This is a genomic window from Caballeronia zhejiangensis, assembly GCF_000698575.1.
Lineage (GTDB): Bacteria > Pseudomonadota > Gammaproteobacteria > Burkholderiales > Burkholderiaceae > Caballeronia > Caballeronia zhejiangensis.
The window spans coordinates 50,164-69,573 of record NZ_JFHD01000020.1 but is presented as its reverse complement, the minus strand read 5'-3'; the positions used below and the strand labels follow the sequence as shown (position 1 = coordinate 69,573).

Annotated in this window: 19 protein-coding genes; 12 read left to right on the top strand and 7 right to left on the bottom strand. The window is 63.9% G+C overall.

All coding sequences use genetic code 11. The features are described 5' to 3' along the window. Positions 1–11: 11 nt before the first annotated feature. Together lolD and BG60_RS23055 are read right to left on the bottom strand one after the other, a co-directional pair. Positions 12–725: a lipoprotein-releasing ABC transporter ATP-binding protein LolD gene (lolD, locus tag BG60_RS23060; RefSeq protein ID WP_008341887.1), complete on the bottom strand. Its 714-nt coding sequence runs from the start codon at positions 723–725 to the stop codon at positions 12–14. Continuing rightward, on the bottom strand, positions 718–1,971 hold the full coding sequence (locus BG60_RS23055; RefSeq protein WP_033535777.1) for a lipoprotein-releasing ABC transporter permease subunit: 1,254 nt from the start codon (positions 1,969–1,971) through the stop codon (positions 718–720). Before BG60_RS23055 ends, lolD begins: the two co-directional genes overlap by 8 nt. Before the next feature lie 156 nt (positions 1,972–2,127). Between BG60_RS23055 and BG60_RS23050 the strand changes: the two genes are divergently transcribed. The 5 genes from BG60_RS23050 to BG60_RS23025 all read left to right on the top strand — a co-directional run bounded on the left by BG60_RS23050 (position 2,128) and on the right by BG60_RS23025 (position 8,742). After that, positions 2,128–3,222, top strand: a complete 1,095-nt coding sequence (locus BG60_RS23050) for a hypothetical protein (protein WP_008341889.1) — start codon at positions 2,128–2,130, stop codon at positions 3,220–3,222. 11 nt (positions 3,223–3,233) lie between these two features. Next, positions 3,234–4,937: a single-stranded-DNA-specific exonuclease RecJ gene (gene recJ, locus BG60_RS23045; protein ID WP_034473059.1), complete on the top strand. Its 1,704-nt coding sequence runs from the start codon at positions 3,234–3,236 to the stop codon at positions 4,935–4,937. Positions 4,938–5,020: 83 nt separating this feature from the next. Next, a protein-coding gene (gene prfB, locus BG60_RS23035) for a peptide chain release factor 2 (RefSeq protein ID WP_144403574.1) occupies positions 5,021–6,125 on the top strand; the annotation gives its coding sequence in 2 pieces (ribosomal slippage) (positions 5,021–5,101 and positions 5,103–6,125; 1,104 coding nt in all). Between the two features lie 76 nt (positions 6,126–6,201). Beyond that, on the top strand, positions 6,202–7,728 hold the full coding sequence (gene lysS, locus BG60_RS23030; protein WP_034473058.1) for a lysine--tRNA ligase: 1,527 nt from the start codon (positions 6,202–6,204) through the stop codon (positions 7,726–7,728). A 285-nt stretch (positions 7,729–8,013) separates the two neighbouring features. Next, complete coding sequence (locus BG60_RS23025) at positions 8,014–8,742, top strand: glycine zipper 2TM domain-containing protein (RefSeq protein ID WP_034473056.1); 729 nt, start codon at positions 8,014–8,016, stop codon at positions 8,740–8,742. A gap of 71 nt (positions 8,743–8,813) precedes the next feature. Here the strand turns inward: BG60_RS23025 and pssA are convergent, their stop codons facing one another. The 5 genes from pssA to BG60_RS23000 all read right to left on the bottom strand — a co-directional run bounded on the left by pssA (position 8,814) and on the right by BG60_RS23000 (position 13,890). Continuing rightward, positions 8,814–9,680, bottom strand: coding sequence for a CDP-diacylglycerol--serine O-phosphatidyltransferase (gene pssA / locus BG60_RS23020; protein WP_034473055.1), 867 nt, complete (start codon positions 9,678–9,680; stop codon positions 8,814–8,816). A 13-nt stretch (positions 9,681–9,693) separates the two neighbouring features. Beyond that, entirely contained in the window at positions 9,694–10,338 is a 645-nt protein-coding gene (locus tag BG60_RS23015) for a phosphatidylserine decarboxylase (RefSeq protein WP_034473054.1), read from the bottom strand. A gap of 106 nt (positions 10,339–10,444) precedes the next feature. Further along, positions 10,445–11,461, bottom strand: coding sequence for a ketol-acid reductoisomerase (gene ilvC / locus BG60_RS23010; RefSeq protein WP_008341903.1), 1,017 nt, complete (start codon positions 11,459–11,461; stop codon positions 10,445–10,447). 65 nt (positions 11,462–11,526) lie between these two features. Further along, entirely contained in the window at positions 11,527–12,018 is a 492-nt protein-coding gene (gene ilvN / locus BG60_RS23005; protein WP_008341906.1) for an acetolactate synthase small subunit, read from the bottom strand. 108 nt (positions 12,019–12,126) lie between these two features. Further along, positions 12,127–13,890 (bottom strand): acetolactate synthase 3 catalytic subunit, encoded by a 1,764-nt coding sequence (locus BG60_RS23000; protein ID WP_008341907.1) that lies wholly within the window; start codon positions 13,888–13,890, stop codon positions 12,127–12,129. Between the two features lie 423 nt (positions 13,891–14,313). Here BG60_RS23000 and BG60_RS22995 point away from each other — a divergent pair, with 423 nt between their 5' ends. From BG60_RS22995 to BG60_RS22965, 7 genes are all read left to right on the top strand, one after another. After that, positions 14,314–14,877, top strand: a complete 564-nt coding sequence (locus BG60_RS22995) for an RNA polymerase sigma factor (RefSeq protein ID WP_008341908.1) — start codon at positions 14,314–14,316, stop codon at positions 14,875–14,877. Further along, positions 14,874–15,320: a DUF3619 family protein gene (locus BG60_RS22990; protein ID WP_034473052.1), complete on the top strand. Its 447-nt coding sequence runs from the start codon at positions 14,874–14,876 to the stop codon at positions 15,318–15,320. The genes BG60_RS22995 and BG60_RS22990 overlap by 4 nt, the downstream gene beginning before the upstream one ends. Positions 15,321–15,348: 28 nt before the next feature. Further along, positions 15,349–16,116 carry a DUF3106 domain-containing protein gene (locus tag BG60_RS22985; protein WP_008341910.1) on the top strand — a complete coding sequence of 256 codons (768 nt, stop codon included), beginning with the start codon at positions 15,349–15,351 and terminating at the stop codon, positions 16,114–16,116. Continuing rightward, a complete protein-coding gene (locus tag BG60_RS22980; protein WP_008341911.1) occupies positions 16,113–16,634 on the top strand; it encodes an RDD family protein in 522 nt (173 codons plus the stop codon). Before BG60_RS22985 ends, BG60_RS22980 begins: the two co-directional genes overlap by 4 nt. Before the next feature lie 67 nt (positions 16,635–16,701). Next, on the top strand, positions 16,702–17,664 hold the full coding sequence (locus BG60_RS22975) for a UDP-2,3-diacylglucosamine diphosphatase (RefSeq protein ID WP_144403575.1): 963 nt from the start codon (positions 16,702–16,704) through the stop codon (positions 17,662–17,664). Positions 17,665–17,693: 29 nt separating this feature from the next. Then, positions 17,694–18,725, top strand: coding sequence for a glycosyltransferase family 4 protein (locus BG60_RS22970; protein ID WP_034473050.1), 1,032 nt, complete (start codon positions 17,694–17,696; stop codon positions 18,723–18,725). Further along, the gene (locus BG60_RS22965; protein ID WP_034473049.1) at positions 18,722–19,276 is read left to right on the top strand and encodes a diacylglycerol kinase; all 555 of its coding nucleotides are present in this window, start codon (positions 18,722–18,724) and stop codon (positions 19,274–19,276) included. The genes BG60_RS22970 and BG60_RS22965 overlap by 4 nt, the downstream gene beginning before the upstream one ends. Positions 19,277–19,410 lie beyond the last annotated feature (134 nt).

Below are 19,410 nucleotides of genomic sequence, written 5' to 3'. Positions count from 1 at the left end.
TCGCGAAAGATTCAGACCGGCACGACCGGCTCTTCGTGCAGCACGCCGTCGCGCAGGCGCAGGATGCGGTCGCAGCGCGCGGCGAGATCGGGATCGTGCGTGACGATCACGAAGCTCGTCTCGAGCGTGCGCGACAGCTCCAGCATCAGGTTGAAGACGGTATCGGCGGTGCCGCCGTCGAGATTGCCGGTGGGTTCGTCGGCGAGCACGCATGCGGGATGCGTGACGAGCGCCCGCGCGATCGCCACGCGCTGACGCTCGCCGCCCGACAATTCGCCCGGCCGATGCTTCGCCCGATGCCCGATGCCCACGCGCTCCAGCATGACGAGCGCTTCCTTGCGCGCGTCTTCCTCGGGCATGCGGCGGATGCGCAGCGGCATCGCGACGTTGTCGAGCGCCGTGAATTCCGGCAGCAGATGATGGAACTGATACACGAAACCGAGCGCGCGATTGCGCAGCTCGTTGCGTTCCTTTTCCTTCAGTTCGGTGAACGGCTTGCCGAGCAGCGAGACCTTGCCCGCGCTCGGTTCGTCGAGCCCGCCGAGCACATGCAGCAGCGTGCTTTTACCCGAGCCCGATGCGCCGACGATCGCGAGCTTTTCGCCCTTCATCACGTCGAGTTGCGCGTTGTTGAGCACCTGCACGTTGAAGCCGCCCTGCACGAACGTCTTCGAAATCGCCGATGCCCGCAGCACGATGTTGTTGGCCGGAATCAGATCACTCATAGCGCAGCGCCTCCGCCGGACGAACCTTCGCGCCGCGCCAGCTCGGATAGAGCGTGGCGAGCGACGACAACAAAAATGCGATGACGCCGATCTTGACGACATCGCCCGGCACGAGCTCAGACGGCAGTTCACTGATGAAATACACCGAAGACGGCAGGAACTGCACGTTGAAAAGATGCTCGATCATCGGCACGAGCCATGGAATGCTCCACGCGATCAGACAGCCGAGCGTCACGCCGAGGGCCGTGCCGATGAAGCCGATCGTCACGCCCTGCACGACGAATATCTTCATGATCGAGCCCGGCTGCGCGCCGAGCGTGCGCAGAATGGCGATATCGGCCTGCTTATCGGTGACGGTCATCACGAGCGACGACACGAGATTGAACGCCGCTACCGCGATGATCAGCGTGAGGATGATGAACATCATGCGTTTCTCGATCTGCACGGCGGAGAACCACGTCTTGTTCTGCTGCGTCCAGTCGCGAATGTACAGATCGCCCGACAGCGTGCCCGCGAGCTGGCGCGCGACTTCGGGCGCGCGCTGCATGTCCTTCAGGCGCAGGCGCACGCCGGTCGGCGCAGGCAGGCGAAAGAGCGCTTCGGCATCGCGGATTTCGATGAGCGCGAGCGTCGAATCGTATTCGTAGTGCCCCGACTCGAAAACGCCGACGACGGTGAACTGCTTGAGGCGCGGCATCATGCCGGCCGGCGTGATGGTGCCTTCGGGCGCGACGAGCGTGATCTTGTCGCCCCGCGTCACGCCGAGGTTGGCCGCGAGATCCTTGCCGAGCACGATGCCGAACTCGCCCGGCTTCAGGTCCGTGAGCTTGCCCGCGCGCATTTCCTTGCCGATGTCGGACACTTCCGGCTCGAGCGTGGGCTCCACGCCGCGCAGCGCGACGCCGCTCACGGCGCCCTGACGCGTGAGCAGCGCCTGCGCTTCGACATAAGGCGCGGCGCCGATCACTTCCGGATTGCGCTTCGCTTCCTGCGCGGTCAGTTGCCAGTCGGGCATGGAACCCGTCGGCGAGAAGATTTCGACGTGCGCGAGCACCGACAGCATGCGGTCGCGCACTTCCTTCTGGAAGCCGTTCATGACCGACAGCACGACGATCAGCGCGGCGACGCCGAGCGCGATGCCCGCCATCGAAACGAGCGCGATGAAGGAGATGAAGCCGTTGCCCGTGGTGCGTTTGCTGGCGCGCGTGTAGCGCCAGCCGATCTGCCATTCGTACGGAAGTTTCAAGCGATTCCTTTCTGCTGCTGTTCCAGCGTTGTTGAGTCCGGTGAAGCAAATTTGCGAAAGTTTGCCATATGTCGCGAAAGCCACGCACTGGCAGCCTTCGTCCGCGAGGCGGGAACGGCGCGCCGAGCCTGATCGGAGAAGGCGCTTTGCCCTACAATGCCGAGCATCATGCCCGTTCATCATCTCCATCTCCTGTTGCCGTTCGCCCTGCCTTCGGCCGCGGACGCCGCCACCGCCCTGCACGGACTGGAGAGCGCGGCGCTCGACAAGCTGCTCGCCCGCGCCACGCTCGAAGAACGCGTCATCGGCGAGGATTTTCAGCGCACGCTGCCGCACGAACGCTGGATCGCGCGCCGCTTCGGCGCGGTGACGCCCGCCGATCAGCGCTATGCCGACGACGCCCCGCTCGCGCCCTTCATGCTGCTCGCCGACGGCGGCACGCCCGGCGATGCGCTCTGGGCCTGCATCGAGCCGGTTCATGTCCGTATCGCGCACGATCATCTCGTATTGATCGATCCCGACACGCTCGGCGTGCACACGGAAGAAGCGCGCGCCCTGCTCCAGACCGCGCGGCCGGTGATCGAAGCGCTCGGCGTGACGCTGCAAGCGCCGACGCCATTACGCTGGTACGTGTCGGGTGAAGCGCTGGGCGCGCTCGCGGGCGCATCGCCGTTGCGCGCGACCGGGCGCAACATCGAAATCTGGCTGCCGCACGAGGCCCGCACCGGCGATCGCTCGCGCGCGTGGATGAAGCTGCAGAACGAAGTGCAGATGGCATGGTTCGAACATCCGCTGAATCTGGAACGCGAATCGCGCGGCCTGCCTGCGATCAATTCGATCTGGCTCCACGGACAAGGCGCGATGCGGCCCGTGCAAAGCCCGTTCGCGCGCGTGATGTCCGATGCGGCCGCAACGCGCGGTCTCGCGCTCGCTTCCGGCGTGAAGCCGTCGATGCCGCCGGCGTCGTTTGCATCGCTCTCGAAAGACGACGCGCAGGACGCGACGCTCGTCGAGCTCGATGCGTTCTCCGCGCCGTTCATCGAACAGGATTGGGCGCGCTGGAACGATGCGCTCAAGGCGCTGGAAAACGCGTGGTTCGCGCCCGCGCTGCAGGCGCTTCTCGACGGCTCGCTCGGCCGCCTGAGTCTCACGCTTTGCGGCGATACCGGCTCGGTCACGCTCTCGGTCACGCGCGCCGATCTGCGCAAGTTCTGGCGGCGCCGGCCGATCGCGGCGCTCTTCATCGAATAAGGCACTTTGCAATGACGCGAATCGTTACGCGCGCTTCTTCTCCCGCCGATGCCGAAGCGCTGATGCGCCACGGCCTGCATCCCGTCATCGCGCGTCTTTACGCATCGCGCGGCGTGACTTCTCCCGATGAAGTCGAAACCGAATTCAAGCGCCTGCACGCGCCCGCCGGCCTGAAAGGCTGCGACGCCGCCGCCGTCGTGCTCGCCGATGCGCTGGTCTCGGGACAGCGCATGCTCGTCGTCGCGGACTACGATTGCGACGGCGCGACCGCATGCGCCGTCGCCGTGCGCGGGCTGCGGATGTTCGGCGCGAACATCGACTATCTGGTTCCGAACCGCTTCGAATACGGCTACGGGCTGACGCCGGAAATCGTCGAGCTGGCGTCGCGTTCGAAGAGCGGCCTGCCCGATCTGCTCATCACGGTCGATAACGGCATCGCGAGCGTCGATGGCGTCGCGGCGGCGAACGCGCTCGGCATCGACGTGCTCGTCACCGATCATCACCTGCCCGGCGACGAGCTGCCCGCCGCGCGCGCGATCGTCAATCCGAATCAGCCGGGCTGCGCGTTTCCGAGCAAGTGCATCGCGGGTGTCGGCGTCATGTTCTACGTGCTGCTCGCGTTGCGCGCGGAGTTGCGGCGGCGCGGCGCTTATGCCGATGGCACACCCGAGCCGCGTCTCGATGGCCTGCTCGATCTCGTCGCGCTCGGCACCGTCGCCGATGTCGTGAAGCTCGACTGCAACAACCGCATTCTCGTCGCGCAAGGCCTGAAGCGGATTCGCTCGGGCCGCATGCAGCCGGGCATCGCCGCGCTCTTTCGCGCCGCCGGCCGCGATGCGCGCGCGGCGTCGGGTTTCGATCTCGGCTTTGCACTCGGGCCGCGCCTCAACGCGGCGGGACGGCTGTCGGACATGTCGCTCGGCATCGAATGCCTGACGACCGACGATGTCGGCCGCGCCTGGGAGCTCGCGCAGCAACTCGATTCGATGAACCGCGAGCGTCGCGAAATCGAAGCCGACATGCAGCAGCAGGCGCTCGCCGAATTGCAGACGATCGATCCGGGCGAGCGCGCCACGCTCACGCTCTACGACGCGAGCTGGCATCAGGGCGTGATCGGCATTGTCGCGGGGCGGCTGAAGGAGCGGTTTCATCGGCCATCGTTCACGTTCGCGCACGCCGACGACAGCGGCACGCTCAGCAAGGGCTCCGGCCGCTCCATTCCGGGCTTTCATCTGCGCGACGCCGTCGATCTGATCGCCAAACGCGAGCCCGGCCTCATCCACAAGTTCGGCGGACACGCAATGGCCGCGGGCCTGACGCTTTCCACCGCCGACATCCCGCGCTTCACCGCCGCGTTCGAAGCGATCGGGCGCGAATGGCTGACGGCCGAAGCGCTGTCGCGCACCGTCGAAACCGATGGCGAACTCGAAGACGCGTACTTCACGCCGCAATTCGTCGAAATGCTCGACGCCGCCGTCTGGGGACAGGGCTTTCCCGCGCCGACCTTCTCCGGCGAGTTCGAAGTCGCGTCGCAGGCGCTCGTGAAGGACAAGCATCTGAAGCTGTCACTGTTGCGCGGGCGGCAGCGTTTCAACGCGATCTGGTTCAACCACGTCGATCCGCTGCCGCCCCGCGCGACCGTCGCGTACCGGCTCGTCAGCGATTCGTGGAACGGCGTCGCGCGGGTGCAGCTGATCGTGGAGCACGCGGGCTGAGCGGCCCGCCGCGCACCCCGAAGGCCGGGGAAACCCTGTCGATCGGCTATAATTTCATCTTTTTACGAAGCCGAAGATCGACAATGGAAGCGGAACGTCTCAACGCGATCGAAAGCCTTCTGGCCGACCTGCGCCGCCGCGCGGGCGAGCTACGGGGGTATCTTTGACTACGACGCCAAGTCCGCGCGTCTAGCCGAAGTCAATAAGGAACTCGAAGACCCGAACGTCTGGAACGACTCGAAGAACGCCCAGGCGCTCGGTCGCGAAAAGAAGCTGCTCGACGGCGTGGTCTCCGCACTCACCGCCCTCGACAACGACCTGCGCGACGCGGACGAACTGTTCGGCATGGCGCGCGAGGAAAACGACGAGGACACGCTCGTCGCATCCGAATCCGATGCGGATGCGCTGCGCCTGCGCGTCGAAGACATGGAATTCCGCCGGATGTTCTCGAACCCGGCCGACCCGAACAACTGCTTCATCGACATCCAGGCGGGCGCGGGCGGCACCGAAGCGTGCGACTGGGCGTCCATGCTGCTGCGCCAGTACCTGCGCTACTGCGAACGCAAGGGCTTCAAGACCGAAGTGCTCGAAGAGTCCGAAGGCGACGTCGCGGGCATCAAGAGCGCGACGATCAAGGTCGAAGGCGAATACGCATACGGCTATCTGCGCACCGAAACCGGCATTCACCGCCTCGTGCGCAAGTCGCCGTTCGACTCGTCGGGTGGGCGTCACACGTCGTTTTCGTCGGTGTTCGTGTATCCGGAAATCGACGATTCGATCGAGATCGAGATCAATCCCGCCGATATCCGCACGGACACGTATCGCGCATCCGGCGCGGGCGGCCAGCACATCAACAAGACCGACTCCGCCGTGCGACTCACGCACGCGCCGACGGGCATCGTCGTGCAGTGCCAGAACGACCGCTCGCAGCACCGCAATCGCGCGGAAGCCATGCAAATGCTCAAGGCGCGTCTCTACGAATTCGAGATGCGCAAGCGTCAGGCCGAGCAAGACAAGCTCGAATCGAGCAAGACCGACGTGGGCTGGGGCCATCAGATCCGCTCCTACGTGCTCGACCAGAGCCGCGTGAAGGACTTGCGCACCAACGTGGAAATGAGCAACACGCGCGCCGTGCTCGACGGCGACCTCGACGACTTCATCAGCGCGAGTCTGAAACAGGGCGTTTAATTCGCCGACGCGGGTATCGACTTCGATATCCGCGTTTTCAATTCAGCCCGCCTCGCATCAAAAAGCCACAATCATCATGACCGAACCGATTCAACCGGGCGCCGCTCCCGAACTGGAAGAGAACCAGATCATCGGCGAGCGACGCGACAAGCTGCGCGCGATGCGCGAGCAAGGCATCGCCTATCCGAACGACTTCCGCCCGACGCATCAGGCCGCCGCGCTGCAGAGCGACTACGCCGAAACGGATAAAGACGCGCTCGAAGCGAATCCCCTGCCCGTCGCGATCGCCGGCCGGATGATGTTGAAGCGCGTGATGGGCAAGGCGAGCTTCGCGACGGTTCAGGATGGCAGCGGCCAGATCCAGTTCTTCGTGACGCCCGCGGACGTCGGCGCCGAAACCTACGACGCATTCAAGAAGTGGGATCTGGGCGATATCGTCGCCGCCAAGGGCGTGCTGTTCCGCACGAACAAGGGCGAGCTGTCGGTGCGCTGCACGGAGTTGCGTCTGCTCTCGAAGGCGCTGCGTCCGCTGCCGGACAAGTTCCACGGCCTCGCCGATCAGGAAACGCGCTATCGCCAGCGCTATGTCGATCTGATCGTCACGCCGGAATCGCGCAAGACCTTCATGGCGCGCACGAAAGCCGTCACGTCGATCCGCAATTTCATGGCGCAGGCGAGCTTCATGGAAGTCGAAACGCCGATGCTCCACCCCATTCCCGGCGGCGCGGCGGCCAAGCCGTTCACCACGCATCACAACGCGCTCGACATGCAAATGTTCCTGCGCATCGCGCCCGAGCTGTATCTGAAGCGGCTGATCGTCGGCGGTTTCGAGCGCGTGTTCGAGATCAACCGTAACTTCCGGAACGAAGGCGTGTCGCCGCGTCACAATCCGGAGTTCACGATGATGGAGTTCTACGCCGCGTACACCGATTACCGCTGGCTGATGGACTTCACCGAGCAACTGATCCGCCAGGCCGCGATCGATGCGCTCGGCACCGCCACCATCACGTATCAGGGGCGCGAGCTTGATTTGAGCAAGCCGTTCCATCGTCTGACGATCAATCAGGCGATTCAGAAGTACGCGCCGCAATACACCGACGCGCAGTTGTCCGATGCCGCGTTCCTGCGCACGGAACTGAAGAAGTTCGGTGTGGATACGACGCAGCCCGCGTTCCTCAACGCCGGTCTCGGTTCGCTGCAGCTCGCGCTGTTCGAAGAGACGGCGGAATCGCAATTGTGGGAGCCGACGTACATTGTCGATTATCCGATCGAAGTGTCCCCGCTCGCGCGTGCGTCGGATTCGGTGCCGGGCATCACCGAGCGTTTCGAGCTCTTTATCACGGGCCGCGAAATCGCCAACGGCTTCTCGGAGCTGAACGATCCGGAAGATCAGGCCGCGCGCTTCCAGAAGCAGGTCGACCAGAAGGACGCCGGCGACGAAGAAGCGATGTACTTCGACGCCGATTACATCCGCGCGCTCGAATACGGCATGCCGCCGACGGGCGGTTGCGGCATCGGCATCGACCGTCTGGTGATGCTGCTGACCGACAGCCCGAGTATTCGCGACGTGATTCTGTTCCCGCATCTGCGTCGCGAGGACTGAGCTTTCGCCTCGGGTTTCAGCGAAAAAAAGCGCGCCTTTCGAGGCGCGTTTTTTTCGATGGAACGATCGTTGTTGTAACCGCTGGTAAAAATTTCAAGCCGTATTCGGCCCGGAAGGGCGCACAGCTCGAGCCATCGGGATTGGCATCGCTCCTGCTTTCCTCGAAAGAGACAATCTCCGCGAATTTGTTACACGCCGAAAAAGCGGAAAGTCGGCGCTTCCCCGAGAATGGGCGTGATTGCCGACATCGGTAGCGGCAGTTCGCCTCGAAACGGAGGTTCGATAATGGATAACGGAACCAGCAAACTCAGCACGTCACCCTCTTCCGGCAGCGCTCAGCCGCCGCAGCGGCGTCTGCATCCGCTCATCGCCACGGCGGCGGGCGCAGTCATCGTCGCGAGCCTCGTGGCTACCGCCGCGATGACGGGACTGTTCCCGAGAGCATCGAGCAATTCCCCGCAGAACCCGCAGACACAGACGGCGGCGGTCGCGCAGCAGCCAGTAGTCGATTCCACCGCGCCGAGCCCGGCGCAGCAGCAAGCCGCCGCTCAACAGCAGGCGGCGCAGCAACAAGCCGCCCAGCAACAGCAAGCGGCACAGCAGCAGGCGCAACCGGCCCCGGCGCAGCCACGACCCGCGCAGCCATCGTATGCGCAGCAACCGCCGCAGCATCCGGCGTATTGCTCGACGTGCGGCACCGTCGAGTCGATTTCAGCCGTCAAGCATGAAGGCCACGGCACCGGCATCGGCGCGGTCGGCGGCGCGGTGGCGGGCGGCGTCGTTGGCAATCAGTTCGGCCGTGGCGGCGGGCGCACGGCGATGACGCTGCTCGGCGCGCTCGGCGGCGGTCTGGCCGGCAATTCGGTCGAAAAGCATATCCGCAGCGAAACCGATTACTCGGTGCACGTGCGGATGGAAAACGGCAAGACTCGGACCTTCACGTACAAGAATCCGCCGCCGTTCCAGCAAGGCGAGCGCGTGCATATTCAGAACGGCACGCTGGTCGCGGGTTGATCGGCGCGCAAAAAGCAAAAAGGCGGCGAACCTCATCGGTTGCCGCCTTTTTTGTTTGAAAGCGTCGAGGCCTAGTGTTCCCGCTGCGAACTGCGCGCGGGATTCGGCCGTCCGCGCATCGCAAGATAGCCCCACCAGATATAGCCCGAGAAGCCGTACAGCACGAACAGGCAGAACAGCATGACCGGCGGATCCGACGACACCAGTACGAACGCCACCACGATCAGCAACACGCCCGCGAACGGCACGCGATAGCGCACGTCGAGCGCCTTGCCGCTGTAGAACGGCGCGTTCGATACCATCGTCACGCCGGCGTAGATGGTCAGCGCAAACGCGACCCACGGCAGCCACACGAGCTTGAGCGGCACGCGATTGTCGGTCGCGAGCCAGACGAAACCGGCGATCAGCGCAGCCGCGGCCGGTGACGGCAAGCCCTGGAAGTACCGCTTGTCGACCACGCCGACGTTCGTATTGAAGCGCGCGAGCCGCAGCGCCGCGCCCGAGCAGTAGACGAACGCGGCGAGCCAGCCCCAGCGCCCGAGATCCTTCAACACCCATTCGTACATGACGAGCGCCGGCGCGACGCCGAACGACACCATGTCCGAAAGGCTGTCGAACTGCTCGCCGAACGCGCTCTGCGTGTGCGTCATGCGCGCGACGCGTCCGTCCATGCCATCGAGCACCATCGCGACGAAAATGGCGATGGCCGCGATCTCGAAACGCACGTTCATCGCCTGAACGACGGCGAAGAAGCCGCAAAAAAGCGCGGCCGTGGTGAACGCGTTGGGCAGCAGGTAAATGCCGCGTTTTCTGAGGAACTGCTGCCGCTTCGCGCGCCGCGTCTCCACGGCGCCGACGTCCTGCGCGGCCTTGTTGCGGCGGAACGCGCGCGGAGGCGTCGCGTTCGCGCGATTACGGCGCGGTTTGAATGCCGCCATCGAATCCTCCGCGTTATTCCGCGAATTCGGCGAGGATCGTCGACGAAGCCGAAACCTTCTCGCCGATCGACACGCGCGGCCGGCTGCCAACCGGCAGATACACGTCGACACGCGAGCCGAAGCGAATGAAGCCGTAGCGCTGGCCGCGCGTGAGCGGCTCGCCCACATGCACGTAGCAGAGAATGCGTCGCGCGATGAGGCCCGCGATCTGCACCGACGTCACGGTATGCCCGCCCGCCGTCTGCAGCACGACCGCGTTGCGCTCGTTCTCGGTCGACGCTTTATCGACGGCCGCGTTCAAATACGCGCCCGGAAAGTACTGCACCTTCGTGATGGCGCCGTCCACCGGCGAGCGCTGCGAGTGTACGTTGAACACGTTCATGAACACGCTGATCTTGAGCGCTTCGCGGCCCACGTACGGATCGTGCGCGGTTTCGACCGCGACGATGCGGCCATCCGCCGGACACAGCACCGCGTTGGGCTGGGTCGGAATCGGGCGGGCCGGATCGCGGAAGAACTGGACGACGAAAATCACGATCAGCCAGAAGATCCAGGCGAAGCCAAAGCCGCCGATCGCCTGCACGAGGATGGCGACGACAGCCGCGATGGCGATGAACGGCCAGCCTTCGCGGGCAATGATCGGATGAGGATAGTTCATGAACGAGTTCTGTGTTTTATAAAAACCGTAGGATAGCAAAAGCCGCCCGGCGCACAGGGCATCCGGGCGGCTTTCGATGCAGCAAAAAGCGTGACTAGCGAAAGATTTAGTTCTTCGACTGGTCGACGAGCTTGTTCTTCGCGATCCACGGCATCATCGCGCGCAGCTTCTCGCCGACTTGCTCGATCTGATGCTCCGAAGTCAGACGGCGGCGCGATTGCAGCGTCGGCGCACCCGCGCGGTTCTCGATGATGAAGCTCTTCGCGTATTCGCCCGTCTGGATGTCCTTCAGCACGGCCTTCATCGCCTTCTTCGTCTCTTCCGTGACGATGCGCGGACCCGTCACGTATTCGCCATATTCGGCGTTGTTCGAGATCGAGTAGTTCATGTTGGCGATGCCGCCTTCGTAGATCAGGTCGACGATCAGTTTCAGTTCGTGCAGGCACTCGAAGTACGCCATTTCCGGCGCGTAGCCGGCTTCCACCAGCGTTTCGAAGCCGGCCTTGATCAGGTCGACGGTGCCGCCGCACAGCACGGCCTGCTCGCCGAACAGGTCCGTTTCGGTTTCTTCACGGAAGTTCGTTTCGATGATGCCCGCGCGGCCGCCGCCGTTCGCCACCGCATACGACAGCGCCACGTCGCGCGCGGAGCCGGACTTGTCCTGCGCCACGGCGACCAGGTGCGGCACGCCGCCGCCTTGCGTGTACGTGTTGCGCACGGTGTGGCCCGGCGCCTTCGGCGCGATCATGATGACGTCCAGATCGGCGCGCGGGATCACCTGACCGTAGTGCACGTTGAAGCCGTGCGCGAACGCGAGCGCCGCGCCCTGCTTGGCGTTGTCATGCACTTCGTTCTTGTAGACTTCAGCGATCTGCTCGTCCGGCAGCAGCATCATGACCACGTCCGCGCCCTTCACGGCTTCGGCCACTTCCTTCACCTTGAGGCCCGCGTTCTCGGCCTTGCTCCACGATGCGCCGCCCTTACGCAGGCCGACCGTCACGTTCACGCCGCTTTCCTTCAGGTTGAGCGCGTGTGCATGGCCTTGCGAGCCATAACCGATGATGGTGACTTGCTTGCCCTTGATGAGGGAGAGGTCGGCGTCCTTGTCGTAGAAAACTTTCATGGTGGTTCCTTGATCGTGCGTTGAATTTGGTTGCGCTACTTTGCTTCGTTTTGACTGGAAAGGCGTCAGACCTTGAGAATCCGCTCGCCCCGGCCGATGCCTGAGCTGCCCGTGCGAACCGTTTCGAGGATCGCCGTGGCGTCGAGCGCCTGGATGAACGCGTCGAGCTTGTCGGACGCGCCCGTCAGTTCCATCGTGTAGGTCTTCTCGGTCACGTCGATGATGCGGCCGCGGAAGATATCCGCCATGCGCTTCATTTCTTCGCGTTCCTTGCCGACCGCCCTTACCTTGATGAGCATCAGCTCGCGCTCGATGTGGGCGCCCTCTGTCAGGTCGACCACTTTCACCACCTCGATCAGGCGGTTCAGGTGCTTCGTGATCTGTTCGATCACGTCGTCCGAGCCAATGGAGACGATGGTCAGCCGCGACAGCGAACTGTCTTCGGTCGGCGCCACCGTCAGCGTTTCGATGTTATAGCCGCGTGCCGAAAAGAGCCCGACGACGCGCGATAACGCGCCCGGTTCGTTCTCCAGCAAAACGGAGATGATGTGTTTCATTGTCTTTTCCCGAATGTGTCCAGAAGAGGCGTTCGTCCGAAAAACCCGCGCGCGTCACATGTCCTTTGTGAAGACAGGCGCGCGCGGGCCTCGCGAGTCGAAGCCGCGTTATAGATCCTCAGACCCGAGCAGCATTTCCGTGATGCCTTTGCCTGCCTGCACCATCGGGAATACGTTTTCGGTGGGATCGGTCTGGAAGTCGAGAAATACGGTGCGATCCTTCAGGCGCAGCGCTTCCTTCAGCGCCGGCTCGACGTCCGCCGTCTTTTCGACGCGAATGCCGACGTGACCGTACGCCTCAGCGAGCTTCACGAAGTCGGGCAGCGCGTCCATGTACGAACTGGAATAGCGCTTCTTGTATTCGATCTGCTGCCACTGGCGCACCATGCCGAGATAGCGGTTGTTCAGCGAGATGATCTTGACGGGCGTGTTGTACTGCTTGCACGTCGAGAGCTCCTGAATGCACATCTGGATCGAGCCTTCGCCCGTGATGCAGACCACTTCGTCGTCCGGATAGGCCATCTTCACGCCCATCGCCGCCGGCAGGCCGAAGCCCATCGTGCCGAGACCGCCCGAGTTGATCCAGCGGCGCGGCTTGTTGAACGGATAGAACTGCGCCGCCCACATCTGATGCTGGCCGACATCGGAACACACGAACGCGTTGCCGTCGGTCAGTTCCCAGAGCTTTTCGACGACGTACTGCGGCTTGATGATCTCGCTCTTGCGGTCGTAGGACAGGCAATCCTTCGAGCGCCAGCCTTCGATCTCGTCCCACCACTTCGCGAGCGCCTGCGTGTCCGGGCCGTGCTCGGCGTGCTGAAGCTGCTCGATGAGCTCCTTGAGCACTTCCTTCACGTCGCCGACGATGGGGATATCCACCTTCACGCGCTTGGAAATGGACGACGGGTCGACGTCGATATGGATGATCTTGCGCGGCGACGACGCGAAGTGCTTCGGATCGCCGATCACGCGGTCGTCGAAGCGCGCGCCGATGGCGATCAGCACGTCGCAGTTCTGCATCGCCATGTTGGCTTCGTACGTGCCGTGCATGCCGAGCATGCCGAGGAACTTCTTGTCCGATGCGCGATAGCCGCCGAGGCCCATCAGCGTGTTGGTGACGGGATAGCCGAGCAGATCGGCGAACTGGTTCAGCTCGCGCGATGCATCGGCGAGGATGATGCCGCCGCCGGTATAGATGTACGGGCGCTTCGCCGACAGCAGAAGCTGCACCGCCTTGCGGATCTGGCCCGAATGGCCCTTCGTGACCGGATTGTACGAACGCAGCGACACGCTCTTGACCGGCTCGTACTTGCACGGCGCCTTCGACACGTCCTTCGGAATGTCGATCAGTACCGGGCCGGGACGGCCGGTACGCGCGATGTAGAACGCTTTCTTGACGGTCTCGGCCAAGTCGCGCACGTCCTTCACGAGGAAGTTGTGCTTCACGCATGGACGCGTGATGCCGACGGTGTCGCACTCCTGGAATGCGTCGAGACCGATGGCCGCGGTCGGAACCTGCCCGCTGATGACGACGAGCGGAATCGAATCCATGTAGGCCGTGGCGATGCCGGTGACGGCATTGGTGACGCCCGGGCCCGAGGTCACGAGACACACGCCGACGTTGCCGGTCGAGCGCGAATACGCGTCGGCGGCGTGCACGGCGGCCTGCTCGTGGCGCACGAGAATGTGCTGAATCTGGTCTTGCTTGTACAGCTCGTCGTAGATGTAGAGTACCGAGCCGCCGGGATAGCCCCAAATGAACTCGACGTTCTCATCGGCCAATGCGCGCATGAGCACGGTGGCGCCGATGGAGTCAGCTTCGTGAGGAGGAGTCGTATCCGACGTGGAGAATTCCGCGCTGGGCATGTTCATTCATCACCTTTCGAATTTTCGGCAAAAAATTGATCGGGTGCTCTCTGCCGGGCTTGTGGCTCGGGTTCAAGCGGCGCGTCTAGGTTTGACTGGCGTGCTTCTTGGGCTCGCCTCAAAGCAGACATTTCACTGATGATGCGAGTCAGAAAATGTAACAGCGGCGCGCGCGGGCGGTCAAGCAAAAAGTTACCGAACGCGGCGTGCGCGCTGATTTTGCGCCGTTGCGGCGCGAAAGTTCCTTTACGGGGTGCGGCTGTCCGGGGCGCATTCGACCGGTCGAGTGCAGGCGGCAAATGGCAACAAAAGCTCTCATCCGCTCCGGATGCGGCGAAACTTTGCTAGGATTCGCAGGTTTTCCTAGAACTCCACGATCCTCATCGACGCAACTTCGGACGCAGCTTCGTTGCGCCGGGTCCCCAACGGATGGCATCAGACAAGGAACTCGCCGACTTCCTGGCGGGCGTCGAAAGACGCGCGTTCAAGCAAACCGTGTACACCGTTCGCGACGACGACGCGGCGCTCGACATCGTGCAGGACGCGATGATCAAGCTGGCGGAAAAATACGGCGACCGGCCTGCATCCGAGCTTCCCCTTTTATTCCAGCGTATCCTTCAGAACGCGACGCATGATTATTTTCGTCGCCAGAAGGTGCGCAACACCTGGGTCAGCCTGTTTTCGTCCTTCGGCAATGCGGACGACGACGAATTCGACCCGCTCGAAACCCTCGAATCCGAGGACGGCGCGGCGGGCAGCGAGAGCAGCGAAAACCGTCTGGAGCGCGAGCAGGTATTGAATCTGATCGACGCCGAAATCCAGAAACTGCCCGCGCGTCAACGAGAAGCTTTTCTCATGCGTTACTGGGAGGATATGGATGTCGCCGAGACGGCCGCCGCGATGGGATGCTCCGAGGGTAGCGTGAAGACGCACTGTTCACGCGCTACGCATGCACTCGCGCAAGCCCTGAAAGCCAAAGGGATCACGCTATGAGTTCCACTCTTGAAACGAAGGAAAACGAGTTCGCGCTGAAAGTCGTGCGCGCACTCGATGAAAGCACGTTGAACATTCCGGCTGCCGCCGTCGACCGGCTGCGCGATGCGCGCCGCGCCGCGATCGCGCGCAAGAAGCCGGAGAAGGTGGCCGTCGCGATGACCGCGCCCGCCTTCGCTCCGGCGTTCGCCGGAGGCACGCTCGACGCGGGCGGCGCCGATAACGGCCGCGGCGCAAAAGGGCTGCTCGCGCGGCTCGGCGGCCTCGGACTCGCGTGGCCGCTCGCGGCGCTCGTCATCGGGATTGCGGGCATCGCGTATTGGGAAGATCAGCAGCGCAAGGCGGAACTGGCCGACATCGACGCGGCCATGATGAGCGACAGCCTGCCCATCGACGCCTATCTGGATCACGGTTTCAACGCGTATCTGACGCGCAATCATTAAGCACTGAAAACAGCGGGGGAATTTCCGGGTGAGTTACAAGCGCGGTCTCGCGATTGTCTTTAGTTGCGCGATTGCGGGTCTGGTTGCGTTCGCCGCGACTTATCCGCGCTTTTATTCCACCGCCGCAGCGCCGTCGTCCGCCGCCGCGCCGAGCGGCAGTTCCGGCACGCCCGCCGATTCGAACGCATCGCCGCTCGCGGCGCTGTCGTCCGACAGCCCGATCTCCTGGAGTCATCTCACCGAAGCGCAGCACGTTGCGCTCGCGCCCTTCGCCACGCAGTGGGACTCGTTCTCCGACGAGCGCAAGAAAAAGTGGCTCAGGATCGCGTCGCGGTTCCATCGGATGTCGCCCGACGCGCAGAAGCATCTGCATCAGCGCATGGAAGAATGGGTGCGGCTCACGCCCGACCAGCGCAAGGTCGCGCGCGAGAACTATCAGGTTTCGAAGTCGGTGCCGCTCGAAAAGCGCGAGAAGGCGTGGGACGCGTATCAGAAGCTCTCCGAAGAACAGAAGAAAAAGCTGGCCGCGAGCGAGCACACGCGCCGTCCGACAATCGTTTCCGCGCCGCCCACCGGCAAGACGGAAGTGAAGGACATCAACCGGCTCGTCGCGGCGCGCGAGCAGGGACACGTCGGCGGCCACGTGGACGGCAGTTCGGCGGCGGCGGCCGCGCCGGCAGTGCCCGTTTCCGGCGCGCCGGCGCAACCCGCCATTCCGAGCGCGGCGAGCATCGTGCCGGCCACGCCGATTCCGGTATCGCCGCAGCAGGCGCCTTCGATGTACAACGGCTCGTGAGCGCGCAGCCGGCAGTGGCCACCGTCGATCCGATGCGCGCGCCCACACTGCGCCGCCGGCTCGCGACGATGCTCTACGAAGGCGTCATTCTCTTCGGCGTCGTGTTCCTCGCCGGTTATCTCTTCAGCACGCTCACGCAGCAACGCAACGGCCTCACGCATCACAACTGGCTGATGTCGTGGATCGGCATTGTCCTCGCGGCTTACTTCGTGTATTTCTGGACGCACGGCGGCCAGACCCTGCCGATGAAAACCTGGCGCCTCAAACTCGTCGATGCGCGCGGGCAACCCGTCAAACCCGCCCGCGCGCTCGCGCGCTACGCGCTCGCGTGGCTGTGGTTCCTGCCGCCGCTCGCGCTGCACCCGCTCTTCTCGCTCGCCGTGCCGCAGACGCTCGCCGTCTTCGCCGCGTGGGTCGCGCTGTGGGCCGCCGCCGTGTGGCTCGATCCGGCGCGTCAATTTCTCCATGACCGCCTCGCCGGCACGCGCATCGTTCCCGCGCAATCCGTTGTCAAGTAATAAGAACTTCTCGTGACTGTCACGGCTCGGTCACGGCCGGAAGGCGTAATGCGCATACCGAAACCCGATGCGCGAGCCAATGGCCTTCAACTCGTCCGCCCGACCGGCAATCGACCCGCCCTCTCCCTTCAGCTTCAGCAATAGCGAACTGCGCACCGGTCCCTTCGCGCTGCGATCGGAGTCCACGGAATCGTTCGGGTCCGAATCCGCGTCGCCGGGCCAGCACGACGGCACCGCCGATTCTGGCGGAGAGCCGCATCGATACCGCACGATCTGGCTGTCCGATATCCACCTCGGCTCGGGCGGCTGCCAGGCGCCGTATCTGCTCGATTTCCTGCGGCACCACGAGTCGGAGTATCTGTATCTCGTCGGCGACATCATCGACGGATGGCAGCTTCGCAAAGGCTGGTTCTGGCCGCAGGCGCACAACGACGTCGTGCAGAAAATCCTGCGCAAGGCGCGAAAGGGCACGCAGGTCGTGTACATCCCGGGCAATCACGACGAAGCGGCGCGCCAGTTCTGCGATCTCGCGTTCGGCGACATCCACGTTCGCGGCGAAGCCTTTCACACGACGCTCGCGGGCAAGCGTCTATGGATCGTGCACGGCGATCTCTTCGATGGCGTGATCCAGCACGCCAAATGGCTCGCCTATCTCGGCGACACCGCCTACACGATGATCCTGCTGCTCAACCGCTGGTTCAATCGCGTGCGCACGAAGCTCGGCTTCAACTACTGGTCGCTGTCGCAATACCTGAAGCATCAGGTCAAGAACGCGGTGAACTTCATCTCGCAGTTCGAGCGCGTGATGACCGACGAAGCGCGCCGCCGCGGCTGCGACGGCGTCGTGTGCGGGCACATCCACAAGGCCGAAATCCGCGACATCGACGGCATTCTCTACTGCAACGACGGCGACTGGGTCGAGAGTCTCTCGGCGCTCGTCGAAACCTACGACGGCGAACTGAAAATCGTCTACTGGACGGTGATGCGCTCGCCGGAAGCGCGCCCGGCGAAAGCACGCGCGACCGTCTGACCACGAACGAACCAACGGGGCCAAAGCTGATGAAGATCATGATCGTTACCGACGCATGGGAACCGCAGGTCAACGGCGTCGTGCGCACGCTCACGCAGACGACGAAGGAACTCACCGCGCTCGGACATCGCGTGGAATTGCTCACGCCGCTCGAGTTCAGAACGATTCCCTGCCCGACCTATCCGGAGATTCGCCTGTCGCTGATGCCGGGACAGCGCGTCGCGAGCCGCATCGACGCGTTCGGGCCGGACGCGCTGCACATCGCCACCGAAGGTCCGCTCGGACTCGCGGCGCGCGCGTATGCGCTGCGTCACAAGCTGCCGTTCACGACCGCGTATCACACGCGCTTTCCGGAGTATGTGAAGGCGCGCTTCGGCATCCCGCTCGCGCTGACGTATCGCTTCCTCCACTGGTTCCACAAGGGCTCGCAGGCGGTGATGGCGCCGACGCCCGTCGTCAAAAGCGATCTCGAAAAATACGGCTTCACCAATGTCGTGCTGTGGACGCGCGGCGTCGATCTCGACATCTTTCATCCGATGGAGTCGAAGGTGCTCAACACGGCGCGGCCGATCTTTCTGTACGTCGGGCGCGTGGCCGTGGAAAAGAACGTCGAGGCGTTTCTCAAGCTCGATCTGCCCGGCTCGAAGTGGGTCGCGGGCGAAGGTCCGGCGCTCGCGGAGCTGAAGTCGCGCTATACGAACGTCAACTATCTGGGCGTGCTGTCGCAGCCCGAGCTCGCGAAGGTCTACGCGGCGGCGGATGTCTTCGTGTTCCCCAGCAAGACCGATACTTTCGGCCTCGTGCTGCTCGAAGCGATGGCCTGCGGCACGCCGGTCGCGGCCTATCCGGTGACGGGCCCGATCGACGTGCTCGGCGAAAACGGCCCCGGCGCGCTCGACGACGACCTTCACGAAGCCTGCCTGCAGGCGCTGAAAATCGAACGCGCCGATGCCCGCGCGTGGGCCGAACGCTTCTCGTGGCGCGCGGCCTCGGAGCAGTTCGCATCGCATCTGCGCCAGTTCGGGCCGCGCGCCGCGAGCTCGGACCGGGCAGCGGCATGACGCGACACGCCGTGGCGCAGGAACGGGCCGAAGCGAACGCGCGAGGCGCATCGTCCGCGACGGGCCGCGCGCGCGATCCCTTCGACGATGACCCCGAAGACATCGACGAAACGTCCGCGCAGCCGCCCGAGCCGCTCGGCCCCGACGACCTGCCCTTCAATCCGTACAAGGGCAACCGCGGCTTCACGCGCGCGTGGCACGCGATGAAAAATTCGCTGTACGGTTTTCGCGTCGCGATTCGCGAGGAAAGCGCGTTTCGTCAGGAACTGACGCTCGCCGCGATCCTCCTGCCGTGCAGCCTTTTCGTGCCGGTCGCGCCCGTCGAGCGCGCGGCGCTGATCGCGTCCGTGCTGCTGGTGCTGATCGTCGAGTTGCTGAATTCGAGCGTCGAGGCGGCCATCGACCGGATATCGCTCGAACGTCACGAGTTGTCAAAGCGCGCGAAGGATTTCGGCAGCGCCGCGGTGATGGTCGCGCTCGGCGTCTGCGTCATTACCTGGGGTCTGATTCTTTGGCCGTTTGCATCCGCTTGGCTCGCGCGTATCTTATAAAAGAGAATTCGTGCGCTCAAAGCTCGCGTCCGTGCCGCAGAACGACCGGTTTATAATCGTCCGATATTCTCAAAAATAGCAACGGAAGCGGCCGCGCGAACGCTCATCCCGAGCCCTCGCGGCCCGATCCCAAG